The organism is Pseudomonas sp. 18058 (assembly GCF_902706155.1).
GTDB classification, from domain to species: domain Bacteria; phylum Pseudomonadota; class Gammaproteobacteria; order Pseudomonadales; family Pseudomonadaceae; genus Aquipseudomonas; species Aquipseudomonas rustica.
In genome coordinates, this window is the sequence record NZ_CACSJY010000064.1 from 13,303 (window position 1) to 31,841 (window position 18,539).

At 57.9% G+C, this 18,539-nt stretch carries 21 protein-coding genes; 14 read left to right on the top strand and 7 right to left on the bottom strand.

Annotated features, from left to right (window positions below):
• The first annotated feature begins 30 nt into the window (after nucleotides 1-30).
• From GVL50_RS24715 to GVL50_RS24745, 7 genes are all read left to right on the top strand, one after another.
• Nucleotides 31-600, top strand: coding sequence for an electron transport complex protein RnfA (locus GVL50_RS24715; RefSeq protein ID WP_159815388.1), 570 nt, complete (start codon nucleotides 31-33; stop codon nucleotides 598-600).
• Nucleotides 597-1,802 carry an electron transport complex subunit RsxB gene (gene rsxB, locus GVL50_RS24720; RefSeq protein WP_159815389.1) on the top strand — a complete coding sequence of 402 codons (1,206 nt, stop codon included), beginning with the start codon at nucleotides 597-599 and terminating at the stop codon, nucleotides 1,800-1,802. Before GVL50_RS24715 ends, rsxB begins: the two co-directional genes overlap by 4 nt.
• Nucleotides 1,789-2,772, top strand: a complete 984-nt coding sequence (locus tag GVL50_RS24725; RefSeq protein WP_159815390.1) for an RnfABCDGE type electron transport complex subunit D — start codon at nucleotides 1,789-1,791, stop codon at nucleotides 2,770-2,772. Before rsxB ends, GVL50_RS24725 begins: the two co-directional genes overlap by 14 nt.
• On the top strand, nucleotides 2,769-3,374 hold the full coding sequence (locus GVL50_RS24730; protein ID WP_159815391.1) for an RnfABCDGE type electron transport complex subunit G: 606 nt from the start codon (nucleotides 2,769-2,771) through the stop codon (nucleotides 3,372-3,374). Before GVL50_RS24725 ends, GVL50_RS24730 begins: the two co-directional genes overlap by 4 nt.
• Nucleotides 3,371-3,940 carry an Rnf-Nqr domain containing protein gene (locus tag GVL50_RS24735; protein ID WP_159815392.1) on the top strand — a complete coding sequence of 190 codons (570 nt, stop codon included), beginning with the start codon at nucleotides 3,371-3,373 and terminating at the stop codon, nucleotides 3,938-3,940. Before GVL50_RS24730 ends, GVL50_RS24735 begins: the two co-directional genes overlap by 4 nt.
• Nucleotides 3,937-4,575: an endonuclease III gene (nth, locus tag GVL50_RS24740; protein ID WP_159815393.1), complete on the top strand. Its 639-nt coding sequence runs from the start codon at nucleotides 3,937-3,939 to the stop codon at nucleotides 4,573-4,575. The genes GVL50_RS24735 and nth overlap by 4 nt, the downstream gene beginning before the upstream one ends.
• Nucleotides 4,576-4,682: 107 nt before the next feature.
• On the top strand, nucleotides 4,683-4,865 hold the full coding sequence (locus GVL50_RS24745) for a PA3496 family putative envelope integrity protein (protein ID WP_053123408.1): 183 nt from the start codon (nucleotides 4,683-4,685) through the stop codon (nucleotides 4,863-4,865).
• Nucleotides 4,866-4,953: 88 nt separating this feature from the next.
• On the opposite strand, the gene GVL50_RS24750 is transcribed toward GVL50_RS24745, so the two are convergent.
• On the bottom strand, nucleotides 4,954-5,580 hold the full coding sequence (locus tag GVL50_RS24750; RefSeq protein WP_053123410.1) for a response regulator transcription factor: 627 nt from the start codon (nucleotides 5,578-5,580) through the stop codon (nucleotides 4,954-4,956).
• A 474-nt stretch (nucleotides 5,581-6,054) separates the two neighbouring features.
• On the opposite strand from GVL50_RS24750, the gene GVL50_RS24755 reads away from it, so the two are divergent.
• The gene (locus GVL50_RS24755; RefSeq protein ID WP_159815394.1) at nucleotides 6,055-6,699 is read left to right on the top strand and encodes a hypothetical protein; all 645 of its coding nucleotides are present in this window, start codon (nucleotides 6,055-6,057) and stop codon (nucleotides 6,697-6,699) included.
• A 113-nt stretch (nucleotides 6,700-6,812) separates the two neighbouring features.
• On the opposite strand, the gene GVL50_RS24760 is transcribed toward GVL50_RS24755, so the two are convergent.
• Nucleotides 6,813-8,030, bottom strand: coding sequence for an argininosuccinate synthase (locus GVL50_RS24760; RefSeq protein WP_053123414.1), 1,218 nt, complete (start codon nucleotides 8,028-8,030; stop codon nucleotides 6,813-6,815).
• A gap of 129 nt (nucleotides 8,031-8,159) precedes the next feature.
• Complete coding sequence (locus GVL50_RS24765; RefSeq protein WP_159815395.1) at nucleotides 8,160-9,068, bottom strand: OmpA family protein; 909 nt, start codon at nucleotides 9,066-9,068, stop codon at nucleotides 8,160-8,162.
• A gap of 160 nt (nucleotides 9,069-9,228) precedes the next feature.
• On the opposite strand from GVL50_RS24765, the gene pyrC reads away from it, so the two are divergent.
• Nucleotides 9,229-10,275 carry a dihydroorotase gene (gene pyrC / locus GVL50_RS24770; RefSeq protein WP_008079419.1) on the top strand — a complete coding sequence of 349 codons (1,047 nt, stop codon included), beginning with the start codon at nucleotides 9,229-9,231 and terminating at the stop codon, nucleotides 10,273-10,275.
• Nucleotides 10,272-10,949, top strand: a complete 678-nt coding sequence (gene rnt / locus GVL50_RS24775; protein ID WP_007916667.1) for a ribonuclease T — start codon at nucleotides 10,272-10,274, stop codon at nucleotides 10,947-10,949. The genes pyrC and rnt overlap by 4 nt, the downstream gene beginning before the upstream one ends.
• A gap of 73 nt (nucleotides 10,950-11,022) precedes the next feature.
• On the opposite strand, the gene GVL50_RS24780 is transcribed toward rnt, so the two are convergent.
• The gene (locus tag GVL50_RS24780; RefSeq protein WP_003227723.1) at nucleotides 11,023-11,625 is read right to left on the bottom strand and encodes a peroxiredoxin; all 603 of its coding nucleotides are present in this window, start codon (nucleotides 11,623-11,625) and stop codon (nucleotides 11,023-11,025) included.
• Nucleotides 11,626-11,939: 314 nt separating this feature from the next.
• Here GVL50_RS24780 and GVL50_RS24785 point away from each other — a divergent pair, with 314 nt between their 5' ends.
• A complete protein-coding gene (locus GVL50_RS24785) occupies nucleotides 11,940-12,158 on the top strand; it encodes a bacterioferritin-associated ferredoxin (protein WP_003227725.1) in 219 nt (72 codons plus the stop codon).
• A gap of 201 nt (nucleotides 12,159-12,359) precedes the next feature.
• Nucleotides 12,360-12,833, top strand: a complete 474-nt coding sequence (gene bfr / locus GVL50_RS24790) for a bacterioferritin (RefSeq protein ID WP_042560739.1) — start codon at nucleotides 12,360-12,362, stop codon at nucleotides 12,831-12,833.
• Between the two features lie 213 nt (nucleotides 12,834-13,046).
• On the opposite strand, the gene grxD is transcribed toward bfr, so the two are convergent.
• The 3 genes from grxD to GVL50_RS24805 form a co-directional block, all read right to left on the bottom strand.
• Entirely contained in the window at nucleotides 13,047-13,388 is a 342-nt protein-coding gene (grxD, locus tag GVL50_RS24795) for a Grx4 family monothiol glutaredoxin (protein WP_159815396.1), read from the bottom strand.
• Nucleotides 13,389-13,485: 97 nt separating this feature from the next.
• On the bottom strand, nucleotides 13,486-15,591 hold the full coding sequence (locus GVL50_RS24800) for a molybdopterin oxidoreductase family protein (protein WP_159815397.1): 2,106 nt from the start codon (nucleotides 15,589-15,591) through the stop codon (nucleotides 13,486-13,488).
• A 134-nt stretch (nucleotides 15,592-15,725) separates the two neighbouring features.
• Nucleotides 15,726-16,016 carry a hypothetical protein gene (locus tag GVL50_RS24805; protein WP_053123421.1) on the bottom strand — a complete coding sequence of 97 codons (291 nt, stop codon included), beginning with the start codon at nucleotides 16,014-16,016 and terminating at the stop codon, nucleotides 15,726-15,728.
• Nucleotides 16,017-16,419: 403 nt separating this feature from the next.
• On the opposite strand from GVL50_RS24805, the gene argF reads away from it, so the two are divergent.
• Both argF and GVL50_RS24815 read left to right on the top strand, forming a co-directional pair.
• A complete protein-coding gene (argF, locus tag GVL50_RS24810) occupies nucleotides 16,420-17,340 on the top strand; it encodes an ornithine carbamoyltransferase (protein ID WP_045123046.1) in 921 nt (306 codons plus the stop codon).
• A complete protein-coding gene (locus GVL50_RS24815; protein ID WP_159815398.1) occupies nucleotides 17,337-18,446 on the top strand; it encodes an ABC transporter ATP-binding protein in 1,110 nt (369 codons plus the stop codon). Before argF ends, GVL50_RS24815 begins: the two co-directional genes overlap by 4 nt.
• The last annotated feature ends 93 nt before the right edge of the window (nucleotides 18,447-18,539 follow it).

Sequence of the window (18,539 nt, forward strand, 5' to 3'; positions counted from 1 at the left end):
GAGACAGCCGCCCGTTTCGCTGGCAGAACCATGACTGAACTTGTGCTTACGCTCATCAGTGCTGCGCTGCTCAACAACTTCGTGTTGCACTGGCCGCTGGGCGTCGATCCGCTGTTGGCGGGAAGTCGCCGGCAGGTGCATGCGCTGGGGCTGGCGACGTTGTGTCTGATGTTGATCGTCGGCGTCATCGGTTACGCGATCTGGCATTGGCTGCTGGTGCCGCTGCAACTTGAGGCGCTGCGCCTGTTCGTGTTTCTGCCGGTGAGCGTGCTGCTGATCGCACCGCTGTTGAAACTGTTGGCGCGCTGGCGGCCGAATTTGCCTTTCGAAGGGTTATGGCCGCTGTTGTTGGGCAATGCCGGTGCGCTTGGACTGGCGCTGATCAATGCGCAAAACGATCAAGGCCTGCTGCACGCGACAGCGCTGAGCCTCGGCGCCGGGCTGGGTTTCTGGCTGGTGCTGAGCCTGTTCTGCGATTTGCGTGAGCGCACCGCCGACAACGACATTCCCCTGCCCTTTCGCGGCTTGCCGATCGACTTGATCGGCGCCGGATTGATCGCAATGATTTTTCTCGGATTCAGTGGACTGATCAAAACATGAGTCTGATTCAACGCATCGATGCCCTCCTGCCGCAGACCCAATGCGGCAAGTGTGGCCATCCCGGATGCAAACCCTATGCACAAGGCATCGTTGACGGCGAGCCGATCAACAAATGCCCGCCCGGTGGCGACGAAACCATCGCAGCGTTGGCCGAATTATTGAAAGTGCCGGTGCTGGAACTGGATATCAGTCGCGGTTCGGCGCCGCCGCAAGTCGCCTATATCCGCGAAGCCGAATGCATCGGCTGCACCAAGTGCATTCAGGCCTGCCCGATCGATGCCATCGTCGGCGCGGCGAAATTGATGCACACGGTGATCATCGATGAATGCACCGGCTGCGACCTGTGTGTAGCGCCGTGCCCGGTGGATTGCATCGAAATGCATCCTCTGCCGTTGAGCACGTTGCCGGTGGTCGGCGGCTTGGCCTTCAGTCTTGAAGAACAACGCGCGCGCGCATCCAAACGCGATCACGCACGTCTGCGATTCGAACGACGCAATGACCGGTTGCTGCGCGAAGAACAGCAAAAGCAGGCCGAACGTGAAGCCCGCGCCAAACGTGCTGCTCAGCCTGAGACGACCGCGTCGGATCCAGTGCAGGCTGCGCTGGAGCGCGTGCGCGCCCAGAAAACCGCGACCGCCGATGCCGCACTGAAAAAAGCCAAGATCGATGTGGCGATGAGCCGTGCGCAACTGCACAAATCGCTGAAAGCTTTCGGCCATCCGCCGACCTTCGAGCAGCAGTCGCAATTGATCGTGCTCCAGCAACAATTTGAATCGGCGGAACAGGCCTTGGCGCAACTGGAAAGCAACGCCCCGGCAGTTGCGGCACCAGCCCCCGCGAAAGATGCCGACCTGAAACGCGCAAAAATCCAGTTGGCGATGCGCCGCGCCGAGCTGAAAAAAGCGCAAACCGCCGAAGCTTCACCGGAGCAGATCGCCGCACTGGAACACGCACTGCGCGACGCCGAACAAGCGTTGCAAGACGCCGAAGCCACAAGCGATCAGCCTTTGCCTGACTTGGTTCGAGTAGAAAAACGCCCGATCGACAGCCAACTTCGCCAGCTAAAAACCGAATTGGCCTACGCTCGCGCCGACCTCAACAAACTCGAACGCCGCGCCGACACGCCCGACGACATCCTCGACAAGGCCCGCGCCCGCCTGCAAACCGCCGAGCGCCAGGTGCAAGACCATGTCGCCCCTTGAGGCACCCGACGATCGCCTGCAACAAGCGATGAAGCTTGTGCTGCTGGCCCTGCTGCCGGGGCTGCTGGCGTTGTTCTGGTTGTACGGTTGGGGCGTGTTGATCAACCTGATTCTGGCTGTTACCACGGCGTTGATCGTCGAGGCGATTGCCACTCGACTGCGCCGTCAGCCCTTACAGCCGACGCTGAGTGATGGCAGCGCGATCGTCAGTGCCACATTGCTCGCTGCCGCGCTGCCGCCCTATTGCCCGTGGTGGCTGACGGTGACGGCGGTGGCTGCGGGTTTGCTGTTCGGCAAGCATTTGTACGGCGGTGTCGGCAAAAATCCGTTCAATCCGGCGATGCTCGGTTTTGCTTTGGCGATGGTGATGTTTGCGCAGCCGATGACTCATTGGCCCGCCCATGGCCTGGATCTCACGACAAGCTTTCAACAGGTTTTCAACATCGGTCAGGCGCCGGATGCCTGGGTGCAGGCCACCGCACTGGATAGTCTGCGCATCAACAAAAGCCTGACCATGGATGAGCTGTTCGCCAGCAACCCGGCGTTCGGGCGTTTCGGCGGTCGCGGTGTGGAATGGGTGAATCTGGCGTTTCTCGCCGGCGGGCTGTTTTTGCTGCAGCGGCGAGTGATCGCCTGGCACGCGCCGGTCGGCATGCTCGCCAGCCTTTTTGTGATCAGCTTGCTGTGCTGGAACGGATCGGGATCGGATTCCCATGGCTCGCCACTGTTTCACCTGCTCAGCGGCGCGACCATGCTCGGTGCGTTCTTCATTATCACCGAGCCAGTCTCGGGTGCCAGAACGGCGCTTGCCAGACTGCTGTTCGGTGTCGGCGTCGGCCTGCTGACCTATCTGATTCGCACGTGGGGCGGTTACCCGGATGGCGTCGCGTTTGCCGTGCTGTTGATGAACCTTTGCGTGCCGGCGCTGGAACGGTTTGCCGCGAGTCGTCAGCCACAGGTGAGCCCATGAACCGCACGGCCAGCGCATTGACGTTATTGCTGTTGGCGATGGTCGGCATCGGCGCGACGTATTTGCTGCAGCGCACCAGCGCGCCGCAGATTGCTGCCGAACAACGTTTGGCCGACAGCCGCAAACTGCTCGACGTGCTACCCGCCGACAGCTACGACAACCAACCGCTGGAACAGCCGCTTCCGCTGACCGATACGGGGCTGAGCCATAGCACGCTCACGGCGGCTTACCGCGCAACCAGGAATGGCCAGACCGTTGCAGTGTTACTGCGTAATCAAACCGAAGGTTACGCCGCGGCCATCGAATTGCTGATCGCCATCGATACCTACGGCAAATTGCTCGGCGTGAAAACCCTCAAGCAAAACGAAACCCCGGCACTCGGCGGGCCCATTGGCGATTGGCCGAACCACTGGCTTCAGGCATTCACCGGCAAATCACGCGGCGAACCGAATGACGCTGGCTGGGCATTGAAAAAAGATCAGGGGCAATTCGATCAAATGGCCGGGGCGACCATTACTTCCCGCGCAGCCATCAACGCGATCCACGATGCATTGCGCTACTTTGACGAGCATCGAAGCGCATTGCTGGGAAGCGGTACATGAACCTGTCCAACTCACTGATGCTGGTGCTATTGCTGGGCACCACCGTTTCTTTGGCCGGTGCGTTGGGCACGATGTTGATGTTCGTCGTTGTGGTCGGCATTTATGCTTTGGCCATGTCACCGCTGCGTTCGCGCCTGACAGATGGAAGTGCCTTGCTGGCCAGTGCGTTGCTTGCTGCAACGTTGGCCAGTTGTGCCGATCTGTTGGCGCAACGCTGGCTCCTGGCGTGGCATCAGTCGTTCGGCCTCTATGGCGGATTGATCGCCTTGCAGTGCGTGGTGCTTGAACACAACGGCTTCTTCCGCCAACCGCTGGCGCAGCGCTTCAAGCTTTGCGCATTGTTTGGCGGTTTGATGCTGGTGCTCGCCGCGCTGCGTGAACTTATCGGGCAGGGAAGCCTTGGCCGTGGGTTGTCCGCGCATGGCTCAGGTCTTGTTTTATTCGGCGAAGGGCTGCATCTGGCAACGCTGGTGCCTGGCGCCTTTATTGTATTGGGGCTGCTGCTCGCGGCCCGTCAGGCGTGGACGCGCCCGAACTCTATTTCCAAGGAAACGCATCGCCCATGAATGCTGCAAAACGTCTTGAGATCTTTCGCCGACTGCATGAAGACAATCCCGAGCCGAAGACTGAACTGGCCTACTCCTCGCCCTTCGAACTGCTGATAGCGGTGATTCTTTCGGCGCAGTCGACCGACGTCGGCGTCAACAAGGCCACGGCGAAACTGTTCCCGATTGCCAATACGCCCGCCGCCATTCATGCCTTGGGCGTCGAAGGCCTGTCCGAATACATCAAGACCATCGGCCTCTACAACAGCAAAGCGAAAAACGTCATCGAGACCTGCCGCATGCTGGTCGAACTTCATGGCGGTGAAGTCCCGCAGACCCGCGAAGAGCTCGAAGCTCTGCCCGGCGTTGGCCGTAAAACCGCCAACGTGGTGCTCAACACCGCGTTTCGCCAATTGACCATGGCCGTCGACACGCACATTTTCCGCGTCAGCAACCGCACCGGCATCGCCCCCGGCAAAAATGTGGTTGAGGTGGAAAAGAAGCTGATGAAATTTGTACCCAAGGAATTCCTGCTCGATTCCCATCACTGGCTGATTCTTCACGGACGCTATGTGTGTCTGGCCCGCAAGCCGCGCTGTGGCAGCTGTCGAATCGAAGATCTGTGCGAATACAAAGCGAAAACGTCCGACGATTGACTGGCTATTGGGTTTATCGATTCGTCGATTGAAAAAATCTTTTTTACCCGCCGCAGGATTGTCGATATAAGGAGCGCCAAAGGCCCCTCTTAGCCTGGAGTTAACCTATGAGTACCAGCAAAGAGCAACTGGAAGAAGCTGACGAAGATTTTGTAGCCGTGGACGCTGATGATGCCGAACCGGTCGTCGAGGTCGCCAAGACCAATCTGAGTAAACGCCGCACCATCGATAACCTGCTTGAGGAGCGCCGACTGCAAAAGCAATTGGCCGAATACGATTTTGATGACTGACACTTGAAAGCCTCCCGAAACGGAGGCTTTTTACTTTCTACTGGTCGCTGAATTCGATCGCCCATGATTACGTCAACATTGGTCATGCTCAGACCAGTCCGTTGCGTTGCGCCAGCTCGATGAGGTCAACCAGTGAGCGAGCATTGAGTTTCAGCAATAAACGGGTCTTGTACGTACTGACCGTTTTATTGCTCAAAAACATGCCGTCGGCGATCTCCTTGTTGGTTTTGCCCCGCGCCAACTGTTGCAACACCATCATCTCTCGTCCTGAAAGGCGATCGACCATATCGGCTTCACTGGCATTGCCCAGACTGGTACGCACGGTATGCAGCGCTTGATTCGGAAAATAACTGTAACCGGAGAGTACGGCTTTGATCGCGCTGAGCAACTCCGTCAGATCCTGTTGTTTACACACATAACCCGCCGCGCCCGACTGCATGCAACGCATGGAGAAGTGTCCGGGGGCCTGTGAAGTCAGCACCAGAACCTTCATCGGCATGGCCACCGAACTGAGTCGTGCAATAACTTCCAGGCCGTCCAGTTTTGGAATTCCAATGTCCAGAATCACGATATCCGGCATTTGTTCGCGCGCCAGTTGCAATGCATCGACACCATTATCGGTTTCAGCAATCACTTCGTAGCCATGACGCTCCATCAGCATACGTACCGCAAGACGAATGACGGGGTGATCATCCACGATCAGCACTTTATTCATGGGCAGGTCCAATTTCGCTGTTCGATTTTTAGAGCCCGCACAATAGCCTAGTCAATTCACTCGTGGCACAGCGCAGTTCTCTTGCACTTGCAGCGCAAGACATTCCCTACAACCAATGAGGATTATTCCTACAAGAAATACACTTGCTGCTATCGAATGGGCTGTACGTGCATTCTTCACTTCATTCAGGCGCGTCTTAACCCACTGATATTTTTAGTACAAAATTTTCATACAGATCCGTTGCCTGCCCGAAAAATACGCCGCCGCCCAAGCCATTGGGCATGCGGATACAGCTCTGAAAAGCTGCTTGCTCTCGCGCTTCAGAGAATATCGGCAACTAACTTCGCTTTGCAAAAAATCTGAAACAAGACACTTCTACCCACACGGCAATTTTTAATATAAACATTAAAGCCGCAAAACTTTAACCACACACTTAATCAAATCAGCGACCTCAAAATCAATAGAGCCAACACCATGCGGAACTTTAAAAAGAAAATCTCCAACCCAATGACGATTATCGCGATCTTCGCGTTTATTTCGGAAACTTCCGCAGCGGTATCACTACCCTTTCTGGATAACAACGAACGTGAAATTTACATATGGTTTTTAATCAGCTTTCCGTTTTATTTGTTGTTTTTGTTTTTTATCACCTTGAACTTCAACTACCGATCGCTTTACGCGCCGTCTGACTTCGACAAGGATGATAACTTTCTGAAAGCGTTTGAAGACCTTAGATCCGGCGACCATCAACTCGATCCTCTTTCGAAAACGTCCGAGCGTACCGGCAACGTACCCGATCCACCCACTCCCAGCGATTGGGCGACGCCGCCGTGGATCGAACATCACGTGCAGTTGCCCAAACCCATGAACGCGCTGCGGGTTATTGATGTACGACCGATGAACAGCAAGGCGCAATTCGATCAGTTGCAGGCAAGTCTGACAGTCACCAGTAGGCCATCGGTAAGGTTCATGGTGTTTCTGACTGATCCGGTGTCAGACGCATTACTCAAGCAAATAAGGCTCAGCCCCGGCAAACAGACAAAAAAAGGCACAGCGAACACGCTCTACATCGCCTACAACGTCAGCCAGCAGATCACGACAATTTTGAGAGGGGATTAAAAGGCGGGCGAATATCGTGAAGAACACAGATAACGCAAAAAGCAGGAAGGATTTGAACAGTGGCAGCCTTGTCGCGATGACAAGGCTGCCCTTTCATTCCAGGCCCGAGGGGCTTAGAACAGCTTGCGGCCCTTGTTGGCAGCAATACGCATGCGCAGCGCGTTGAGCTTGATGAAGCCCGCCGCGTCGGCCTGGTTGTAAGCACCGCCGTCTTCTTCGAAGGTTGCGATGTTGGCATCGAACAGCGAATCGTCGGACTTGCGGCCAGTAACGATCACGTTGCCTTTGTACAACTTCAGACGCACAACACCGTTCACGTTGACCTGCGACGCGTCGATCATCTGTTGCAGCATCAGACGCTCAGGGCTCCACCAGTAACCGGTGTAGATCAGGCTGGCGTACTTCGGCATCAACTCGTCTTTGAGGTGAGCGACTTCTCGATCCAGAGTGATCGATTCGATGGCGCGGTGAGCGCGCAGCATGATGGTGCCGCCCGGGGTTTCGTAGCAGCCACGGGATTTCATGCCGACGTAACGGTTTTCAACGATGTCGAGACGACCGATGCCGTGCTCGCCGCCGATCTTGTTCAGCGTTGCCAGAACAGTGGCCGGGGTCATTTCGACGCCGTCCAGCGCAACGATGTCGCCGTTACGGTAAGTCAGTTCCAGGTACTGTGGTTTGTCGGGAGCGTTCTCCGGGGAGACGGTCCATTTCCACATGTCTTCTTCGTGCTCGGTCCAAGTGTCTTCCAGCACGCCGCCTTCATAGGAGATGTGCAGCAGGTTGGCATCCATCGAGTACGGGGATTTCTTCTTGCCGTGACGCTCGATCGGGATCGCGTGCTTCTCGGCGTAGTCCATCAGCTTCTCGCGGGACAGCAGATCCCACTCACGCCAAGGGGCAATCACTTTTACGCCCGGCTTGAGTGCGTAGGCACCCAGCTCGAAACGCACCTGGTCGTTGCCCTTGCCGGTGGCGCCATGGGAAATGGCGTCAGCGCCGGTTTCGTTGGCAATTTCGATCAGACGCTTGGCGATCAGCGGACGTGCGATGGAGGTACCCAGCAGGTACTCACCTTCGTAAACGGTGTTGGCGCGGAACATCGGGAACACGAAATCACGCACGAATTCTTCGCGCAGATCGTCGATGTAGATTTCTTTGACGCCCATGGCCTGAGCCTTGGCGCGGGCCGGCTCGACCTCTTCGCCTTGACCGAGATCAGCGGTGAAGGTCACCACTTCACAGTTATAAGTATCCTGCAGCCACTTGAGGATCACCGAAGTGTCCAGGCCGCCGGAATACGCCAGAACGACCTTGTTTACGTCCGCCATGCCATCACTCCACGGGGTTCTACGGAAAGCCGAGGAGTCTACCGCCCAAACGCGATAATTTACAGAGGCGCGACAGCTTAAGACGACAAAGCGACAGAATCTGTCGAGAGCGCGACGATGACCGGCGGGTCAGGAAGTTGCTGCAGTGCTCGCGGGTGTACTCGCTTGCGGCGCCGGAGCCGCGACTGGCGTAACCCGCGCAAGGTGCACATTGACCCGGCGGTTCTTCGCCCGGTTCGCCGCACTGGTGTTGGGCACCACCGGATACTGCTCACCATGGAAACGCACGGTGATCTGCGACTCTTGAATGCCATTGGCCTTGAAGTAGTCGACCACGGCCAGCGCCCGGCGGCGCGAAAGTTCACGGTTGGTCAGACGGTTGCCGCTGTTGTCCGAGTGGCCGTCGAGCTCAATGTGATTAACCGTCGGATCTGCCTTCATGTACTCCAGCATGACCGCGAGTTTGGCTTTGGCGGCGGCGTCGAGATCGGTGCCTTCGCCGGGAAAACCGATTTGCGACTGTTTAACCTGATCGAAATTCTGCGGCAACAATTTCGCCACGCAGGTTTGATAGTCGTTAAACGCTTTGCTGAATTTGACTGGCAACAGGCGCACTTCCGAGACCCGACCATCACCCGACGCGCGGCGCACGACCGGACTGCGACCGTCCAGCAAACCGCTGATCAAACCGCCAGCCTGAGACTGCGAACTGTTGAACAAGACATTGCCGCTGCCAATCCTGACGCTGCCTAGATTGATATCGCCGCGTCCCGGTTGCCATGGCGCGGCGGCTGCGAGCAACGTCGCCGAACCGCCGCCGAGCATGGCGTTGTAGGCGTTCAGGCGGAATATCGCCTGCTCGCCGGCCTTGCGCACGAACTCACCCGAGCCAAAATCTGTAATCGGCTGTGTCAGGCGGCATTCGAACTTGTCGCCGGCGACCGTCCACTCAATGTTCTCCAGACGTGTCTGGTACGTGAGCGCCATCGCGGGGAGGCTGGCAAACACACTGAGCAAGGCTAAATAACGCTGGCGCACGGGAGGCTCCATTGGCTTCTGAAACACAAAGACCGATTCACACGATGTTTACGGCATACCTACGGGATATCGGAAGGTTCCCGCAAAACTTGATAGCGAGTGCCTGCAAGAGTCTTTTCCGGTAGCATTCGCCTCAGTTTGACCCGCCTGGAATCCCCTCATGTCCGACCGCCTGACCCTGCTGCGTCCCGACGACTGGCACATTCATCTTCGCGATGGTGCCGTGTTGACCAATACCGTTGCCGATGTTGCGCGCACTTTTGGCCGCGCGATCATCATGCCCAACCTGGTACCTCCGGTGCGCAACGCCGCTGAAGCCGACGGCTATCGCCAGCGGATTCTCGCTGCCCGCCCGGCCGGCAGTCGCTTTGAGCCGCTGATGGTGCTGTACCTCACCGACCGCACCCAGCCCGAAGAAATTCGTGAAGCCAAGGCCAGTGGTTTTGTCTACGCCGCCAAGCTGTACCCGGCCGGCGCGACCACCAACTCCGACTCCGGCGTGACCAGCATCGACAAGATTCTGCCGGCGATCGAAGCCATGGCCGAAGTCGGTATGCCGCTGCTGATCCACGGTGAAGTCACCCGTGGCGACGTCGATGTGTTCGATCGCGAAAAGATCTTCATCGATGAGCACATGCGCCGCGTGGTCGAGCGTTTCCCGACACTGAAAGTGGTGTTTGAACACATCACCACCGCCGACGCCGTGCAGTTCGTCAACGAGGCTTCGGCCAACGTTGGCGCGACCATCACCGCGCACCACTTGCTCTACAACCGCAACCACATGCTGGTGGGCGGGATTCGGCCGCACTTCTATTGCTTGCCGATTCTCAAGCGCAATACGCATCAGGAAGCCCTGCTCGACGCCGCCACCAGTGGCAGCGCGAAGTTCTTCCTCGGCACCGATTCGGCACCGCACGCCCAGCACGCCAAGGAAGCCGCTTGCGGCTGCGCCGGCTGCTACACCGCGTACGCCGCCATCGAAATGTACGCCGAAGCCTTCGAACAGCGTAACGCGCTGGACAAACTCGAAGCCTTCGCCAGCCTCAACGGCCCGCGCTTCTACGGCCTGCCGGCGAACACCGATCGCATCACCCTGGTTCGTGAAGAATGGACCGCCCCGACCAGCCTGCCATTCGGCGAGTTGACCGTTATCCCGCTGCGCGCCGGTGAAAAACTGCGCTGGCGCCTGCTGGAGGAACACGCGTGAGTGAAGACCATTTCGACGACGAACTGGACGGTCAAAGTGGCGGCGGCGGTTCCCGTCACCCGATGGCAGCACGCTTTCGCGGCTACCTGCCGGTTGTCGTCGACGTAGAAACCGGTGGCTTCAACTCGGCCACCGACGCGTTGCTGGAAATTGCTGCGACCACCATCGCCATGGATGAAAAGGGCTTTGTTTACCCGGATCACACCTACTTCTTCCGCGTTGAGCCGTTCGAAGGCGCCAACATCGAAGCGGCGGCGCTGGAGTTCACCGGGATCAAACTCGATCACCCACTGCGCATGGCCGTCAGCGAAGAAACCGCGCTGACCGACATCTTCCGTGGCATTCGCAAAGCGCTGAAAGCCAACGGCTGCAAGCGCGCGATTCTGGTTGGCCACAACAGCAGCTTCGACCTCGGCTTCCTCAACGCTGCCGTCGCGCGTCTGGACATGAAGCGCAACCCGTTCCACCCGTTCTCCAGCTTCGACACCGCGACACTGGCCGGTCTGGCCTACGGTCAAACCGTACTGGCGAAAGCCTGTCAGGCAGCCGACATCGACTTCGACGGCCGTGAAGCGCACTCCGCGCGTTACGACACCGAGAAAACCGCAGAGCTGTTCTGTGGCATCGTCAACCGCTGGAAACAGATGGGCGGCTGGGAAGATTTCGACGACTGATCCTCGCTGAGTAATCCCGCGCATAAAAAAACCGGCCACTAGGGCCGGTTTTTTTGTACCTCGACGTTGCGCCTTACAGGGCAGCAGCGTTCTCGGTCAGGTATGCCGCAACGCCTTCTGGCGAAGCGTTCATGCCTTTGTCGCCTTTTTTCCAGTTGGCAGGGCAAACTTCGCCGTGCTCTTCGTGGAATTGCAGAGCGTCGACCAGACGGATCAGCTCTTCCATGTTACGGCCCAGCGGCAGGTCGTTGATGATCTGCGAGCGGACAACGCCTTTGTCGTCGATCAGGAACGCGCCACGGAACGCTACGCCGCCTTCCGACTCAACGTCGTAGGCTTTAGCGATGTCGTGCTTCATGTCGGCAGCCATGGTGTATTTCACCTGGCCGATGCCGCCATTGTTCACTGGAGTGTTGCGCCATGCGTTGTGAGTGAAGTGCGAGTCGATCGACACAGCGATCACTTCAACGTTGCGGGCCTTGAAGTCAGCCATGCGGTTGTCCAGAGCGATCAGCTCGGACGGGCAGACGAAGGTGAAGTCCAGTGGGTAGAAGAACACCAGGCCGTATTTGCCTTTGATGGCCGAGGACAGGGTGAAGCTGTCAACGATCTCGCCATTGCCGAGTACGGCCGGGACGGTGAAGTCAGGGGCTTGTTTGCCTACGAGTACGCTCATTGATATCTCCTGGTGTAGAAACTTGAAGTTCAGGGTTTGCGCCAGCCTGCCATCCTCAGACGACAGCCCTGTGACACGAACCCCCTTCGCAAGGGCCGACCATCATACACTGCGAATTTGGCCTGTCCTTAACGGTTTTTTAAAGCAGGCGCAGAACCGTGCTGCATTTACAGGGCCAGGCAAATAGCCAGCAAATACCGTTCGTCAGTCGTAGCTGTTAATCCGCTGAAGCGGTCGGAAAGCACTTTGACAATCATTCTCGTTAACATTAAGATCCATCGCAATTGAGTCACAACCAGCGACGGTTCTCACTTATGTATGTTTGTCTCTGCACTGGCGTCACCGACGGACAGATTCGCGAAGCGATCTATGAAGGTTGCTGCAGCTATAAAGAAGTTCGCCAGGCCACCGGCGTCGCCAGCCAATGCGGCAAATGTGCCTGCCTTGCCAAGGAAGTCGTTCGCGAAACCCTGACCAAGCTGCAAACCGCCCAGGCCGCGATCCCCTATCCGGTAGAATTTACTGCTGCGTAATAACACCACATTTCAAAGAACCGGACTTATGTCCGGTTTTTTTATGCCTGTAAATCAATTGCTTAGGCTCCAGACGCGGAACACAAACATTCTTATTCCGATTAATTTTCATATATTATTCAATAACTTAGGTTTGACACTTATAAATACGAAGCTCAAACTCTGCCGTATATACAGCGAATACAGGGCAGGACTCCGATCATGAAAGGCGACATTACAGTCATCCAGCATCTCAACAAGATCCTTGCCAATGAGCTGGTCGCGATCAATCAGTACTTCCTGCATGCGCGCATGTATGAAGATTGGGGTCTGAACAAGCTCGGCAAGCACGAATACAAAGAATCCATCGACGAGATGAAGCACGCGGACAAGCTGATCAAGCGCATCCTGTTCCTCGAAGGCCTGCCGAACGTGCAGGACTTGGGCAAGCTGCACATCGGCGAGCACACCCAGGAAATGCTGGAGTGCGATCTGCGTATCGAGAAGACCGGCCACGCTGACTTGAAAGCTGCGATCGCACATTGCGAAACCGTCGGTGACTTCGGCAGCCGTGAACTGCTGGAAGACATTCTCGAATCCGAAGAAGAACACATCGACTGGCTGGAAACCCAACTGGGTCTTATCGGCAAAGTCGGTCTTGAGAACTATCTGCAATCGCAGATGGGCGAAGAGTAGGAGCTGCCGCAGGCTGCGATCTTTTTAGATTGCACCGGCAACTCGCAATAATTTTTCGGACGCACTAAAAAGCCCCGCCCTCTTTCGAGGCGCGGGGCTTTTTATTGGCTTTTCTGTAGGAGCATGGCTCGCCAGCGAAGAAAGCGCCGCGGTGCTACAGACACACCGCGTTATCGTTTTTCGCGAGCAAGCTTTGCTCCTACAACAAAAGCATCAGGCTTCGGACTTGTTCGCCGTTGCCGCTTCAACAGCCGACTTGATGGTGGTTTGCAGCGAACCGTCTGCAGCCATCTCGGTCATGATGTCGCTACCGCCGACCAGCTCACCGCCAACCCACAGTTGTGGGAAAGTCGGCCAGTTGGCGTACTTAGGCAGGTTGGCGCGGATTTCCGGGTTCTGCAGGATGTCCACGTACGCAAACTTTTCGCCACACGCCATGACAGCCTGCGCAGCTTTCGCGGAGAAGCCACACTGTGGGGCATTCGGCGAGCCTTTCATGTAAAGCAGAATGGTGTTGTTGGCAATCTGCTCTTTAATCGTTTCGATGATATCCATGGAGCACCTCGGCTGAACTTTCCGACTCACGGGTCGGCACGGTGACGCATTGTAACGGAATCCCGAGCGCCATGCTCGGTCTCCCCGACGGTCACGTTCAAGCCGCCGCCACGGTGACCGGCACGCCGTTCAACGCGGCATTCCCGGACAATTCGTCGAGCTGACACTCATCGGTCAGGTCATTCGCGCTCGAACCTGGCTGACCACTGGCAATCGTCATCTGCACACCCGGGCGCGCATGGCCCCAACCGTGCGGCAGGCTCACCACGCCTTTCATCATGTCCAGACTGCCGAGCACTTCCACTTCAATCTGCCCGACCCGCGAACTGACGCGCACCCACTGACCATCGTTGAGCCCACGACTGGCAAGATCGTCAGGGTGCATCAGCAACTGATGGCGCGGCTTGCCTTTCACCAGCCGGTGATAGTTGTGCATCCACGAATTGTTGCTGCGCACATGTCGGCGGCCAATCATCAACAGTTCGTCGGCGGCCGGAGCTTGCAACGCGGTAAACCGTGCGAGGTCCGCGAGGATCTCTGGCGGCGCGGCCTGCACGTGCTGGTTCGGCGTTTTCAGGCGCGGCGCCAGATTGGCTTTCAACGCGCCCAGGTCAATGCCGTGAGGATGATCGAACAATGTCGCCAACGAGAGTTTCTGCTCGGAGGCGTCACCGTACATGCCCATCCGCAAACCCATATCAATCATCTTCGCCGGTGGCATGGTCGGTTTCAGCTCCTTGCCGGTTTTCTCGGCGAATGCTTTGGCCAGACCGACAAAGATCTCCCAGTCATGCAGCGCGCCCTCAGGCTTGGCAAGGATCGCGCGGTTGAAGCGAGTGACATTACGCACCGCGAACAAGTTGAACGTGGTGTCGTAGTGATCGTTCTCCAGTGCCGACGTCGACGGCAGGATCAGGTCGGCGTAACGCGTGGTTTCGTTGATATAGAGGTCGATGCTGACCATGAACTCCAGGCCATCCAGCGCCTGCTCCAGTTGCCGCCCGTTCGGCGTCGACAACACCGGGTTACCCGCCACGGTAATCAGCGCGCGGATCTGGCCTTCGCCTTCGGTGAGCATCTCTTCGGCCAGTGCCGAGACCGGCAGCTCTCCGCCGTATTCAGGACGCCCGGAAACACGGCTTTGCCACTTATTGAAATGCCCGCCCGACGTCGACGCCACCAAGTCCACGGCCGGCTCGGTGCACAGCGCACCACCCACCCGGTCGAGGTTACCGGTAACCAGATTGATCAGTTGCACCACCCAGTGGCACAGAGTGCCGAAGGTTTGAGTCGAAACGCCCATCCGGCCATAGCAAACCGCACTCGGCGCCGCAGCAAAATCACGCGCCAGTTGGCGGATCTGCTCGGCGGGAACGGCGCACAGCGGGCTCATGGCCTCGGCGGTGAACGTCTCCACCGCAGCGCGCACGTCGTCCAATCCATCGACCGGCAAATGACTGTCGCGTGTCAGGCCTTCACTGAACAATGTGTTGAGCACACCAAACAACAATGCGGCATCGCCACCCGGGCGCACGAACAAATGCTGATCGGCCATCGCCGCCGTTTCGCTGCGCCGTGGATCAACGACCACGACTTTACCACCGCGTGCCTGGATCGCTTTTAAACGTTTTTCAACATCTGGCACGGTCATGATGCTGCCGTTGGAGGCCAGTGGATTACCGCCGAGAATCAACATGAAATCGGTGTGATCGATGTCTGGAATCGGCAGCAGCAAGCCGTGGCCGTACATCAGATAGCTGCTCAGGTGATGCGGCAACTGATCGACTGAGGTCGCCGAGTAGCGATTGCGCGTTTTCAGCAATCCAAGGAAATAATTGCTGTGGGTCATCAGCCCGTAGTTATGCACGCTCGGGTTGCCTTGATAGACCGCCACCGCGTTCTGGCCGTGACGCTCTTGAATCGCCGCCAGTTTCTCGGCCACCAGCGCAAACGCCTCGTCCCAGTCGATCGGCAACCATTCGCTGCCAACGCGGCGCATCGGCTGACGCAGGCGATCCGGATCATTCTGGATGTCTTGCAGCGCGACAGCTTTGGGGCAGATATGGCCACGGCTGAAGGTGTCGAGCGCATCGCCCTTGATCGAGGTGATCGCCACGTTGCCATCGGTTTCAGTGGTCTCGATGGTCAGGCCGCAAATGGCTTCACACAGGTGGCAGGCACGGTGATGGAGAGTCTTGGTCATGGCCAGTCTCTGTCTTGTTCTGGGCGGGCAATGACGCCCGCGGGAACAAAACTATGGCCCCGTCGCGGGTCAGGCGCCAGCGACGTTCGTCTTGTGAATCGACGGCTATCAGGTGCGCCGATAGACCGCCTCACTCAACTGGAGGGCAGTTGCGGCGGCGCGGCCAGCTGGATTTCCTGGATGGTTTCGATCTGCTCGTGAGCGACGTGTACGCCGGTGAGCTCGCCGATCAATCGCCAATGCTCGTCGAGCCCGGCACTGATGGTCGCCATGCGGTCAATCATATGGCGGCCGGCGGATTTGACCACGTCGTCTTCGCTGCGCAGCAGCTCGAAGGACATTGAGGTCATTGACGCGGTGAGATGGGTCAGAGAGCGAGCCGTGTGGCCCAGCAATTCCATTAACAATTTTTCTTTCGATTCCATGCGGAGGCTTCCTGCGTCGCTCGAAACTTATTTATAACCCAGCACTTTGCTTTAGCAAATGTTTCAACCTGAGCATCCGACCAAGTGATGGCATGCCGCCACGGTCGTAAACCGACTCAAGCGACCCGATCCCCGCCACGGCGGATTGCCAAGCCCCGCGAGGCCAGTGTACAAAGGGACTCGCTGCTGTCCTGAACCCGGCTTCAAATGCGCGACTGCAACATCCTGTCCGCTCTCCGAATCCCGCAAAACCGTAGCCTATTGGAAAAACGCGACATTTAATGTCAATATCGCGCCTCCCCCTATTTCGTCGCCCCGTGCGGCTTACGCCGCAGGTCTCGCCCGTTGTTCCGTTAAACAAGGCTTTGAGCATCTGCGGTTTGTAGCAAAAAGGTAGTCAATGATGAGCGCAAGGCACTTTCTCTCCCTGATGGATTGCACGCCCGAAGAGCTGGTCAGCGTGATCCGTCGAGGCGTTGAGCTCAAGGACCTGCGTAACCGCGGCGTACTGTTCGAGCCTCTGAAAAACCGCGTGCTGGGCATGATCTTCGAGAAATCCTCGACCCGCACCCGGATCTCCTTCGAGGCCGGCATGATCCAGCTCGGCGGTCAGGCGATCTTCCTCTCGCCGCGCGACACCCAACTGGGCCGTGGCGAGCCGATCGGTGACTGCGCCATCGTCATGTCGAGCATGCTCGATGCGGTGATGATCCGTACCTTTGCCCACAGCACCCTGACCGAATTCGCCGCCAACTCGCGCGTGCCGGTGATCAACGGCCTGTCCGATGACCTGCACCCGTGCCAGTTGCTGGCCGACATGCAGACGTTCCTCGAACATCGCGGTTCGATCCAGGGCAAAACCGTGGCCTGGATCGGCGACGGCAACAACATGTGCAACAGCTATATAGAAGCGGCGATTCAGTTCGACTTCCAGTTGCGCGTCGCGTGCCCGGAAGGTTACGAGCCGAACCCGGAATTCGTCGCCAAGGCCGGCGATCGCGTGACCATCGTCCGTGATCCGCAAGACGCAGTGCGCGGCGCGCATCTGGTGAGCACCGACGTCTGGACTTCGATGGGTCAGGAAGAGGAAACTGCCAAGCGCCTCAAGCTGTTCGCGCCGTTTCAGGTCAACCGTGCGCTGCTCGACCTCGCTGCCGAGGACGTGTTGTTCATGCATTGCCTGCCGGCGCACCGTGGCGAAGAAATCAGTCTCGACCTGCTTGATGACCCGCGCTCCGTCGCCTGGGATCAGGCAGAAAACCGTCTCCACGCACAGAAGGCCCTGCTCGAGTTCCTCGTTGAACCGGCATATCACCACGCATGAGCCATGAATTACTGCTGAACCTGCGCAACCTCGCTTGCGGCTATCAAGATCAACGCGTGGTGCAGAACCTCAATCTGCACCTCAACGCCGGTGACATCGGCTGCCTGCTCGGCTCGTCCGGTTGCGGCAAGACCACCACCCTGCGCGCCATCGCCGGTTTTGAACCGGTGCACGAGGGCGAAATCACCCTTGGCGGCGAGACCATTTCCAGCGCCGGTTTCACCTTGGCGCCGGAGAAGCGCCGGATCGGCATGGTGTTCCAGGACTACGCGCTGTTTCCACACCTGAGCGTCGCCGACAACATCGCCTTTGGTATCCGCAAGCATCCGAACAAGGAGCGCGTCACCGAAGAGCTGCTGGAACTGGTCAACCTGAAAAATCTCGGCAAGCGTTTCCCGCACGAGTTGTCCGGCGGTCAGCAACAGCGCGTCGCCCTCGCCCGTGCGTTGGCGCCGGAGCCACAATTGCTGCTGCTCGACGAGCCGTTCTCCAACCTCGATGGCGAACTGCGCCGCAAGCTCAGCCATGAGGTGCGCGACATTCTCAAGGCCCGTGGCACCAGCGCGATTCTGGTCACCCACGATCAGGAAGAAGCCTTTGCCGTCAGCGATCACGTGGGCGTGTTCAAGGAAGGTCGGCTGGAACAGTGGGACACGCCGTACAACCTGTATCACGAACCGGCGACGCCGTTTGTGGCGAGTTTTATCGGTCAGGGTTACTTCATTCGCGGCCAGCTCGGCAGCCCGGAATCGGTGCAGACTGAATTGGGTGAGTTGCGCGGTAATCGGGCTTATACCTGGCCGATTGGCGGGGCGGTGGATGTGTTGCTGCGTCCGGATGACATTGTTTATGCGCCGGACAGTGGGTTGAAAGCGCGGATTGTCGGCAAGACGTTCCTCGGGGCCTCGACCCTGTATCGCTTGCAACTGCCGACGGGTGCGCAGCTGGAATCGATTTTCCCGAGCCATGCTGATCATCAGGTCGGTGCGGAAGTAGGCATTCGGGTTGCGGCTGAACACTTGGTGCTGTTTCAGGCCTCCGGCAGCACCGCCGCGCAGATCCCGGCAGTTGAGAACGGCGTCCGCCGTTACAACACCGCCCTCTGATTAGTCCTGGATCAAAACTGTGGGAGCGGGCTTGCTCGCGAAGGCGTTGTGTCAGTCAACGATAATGGCGACTGACACAACGCCTTCGCGAGC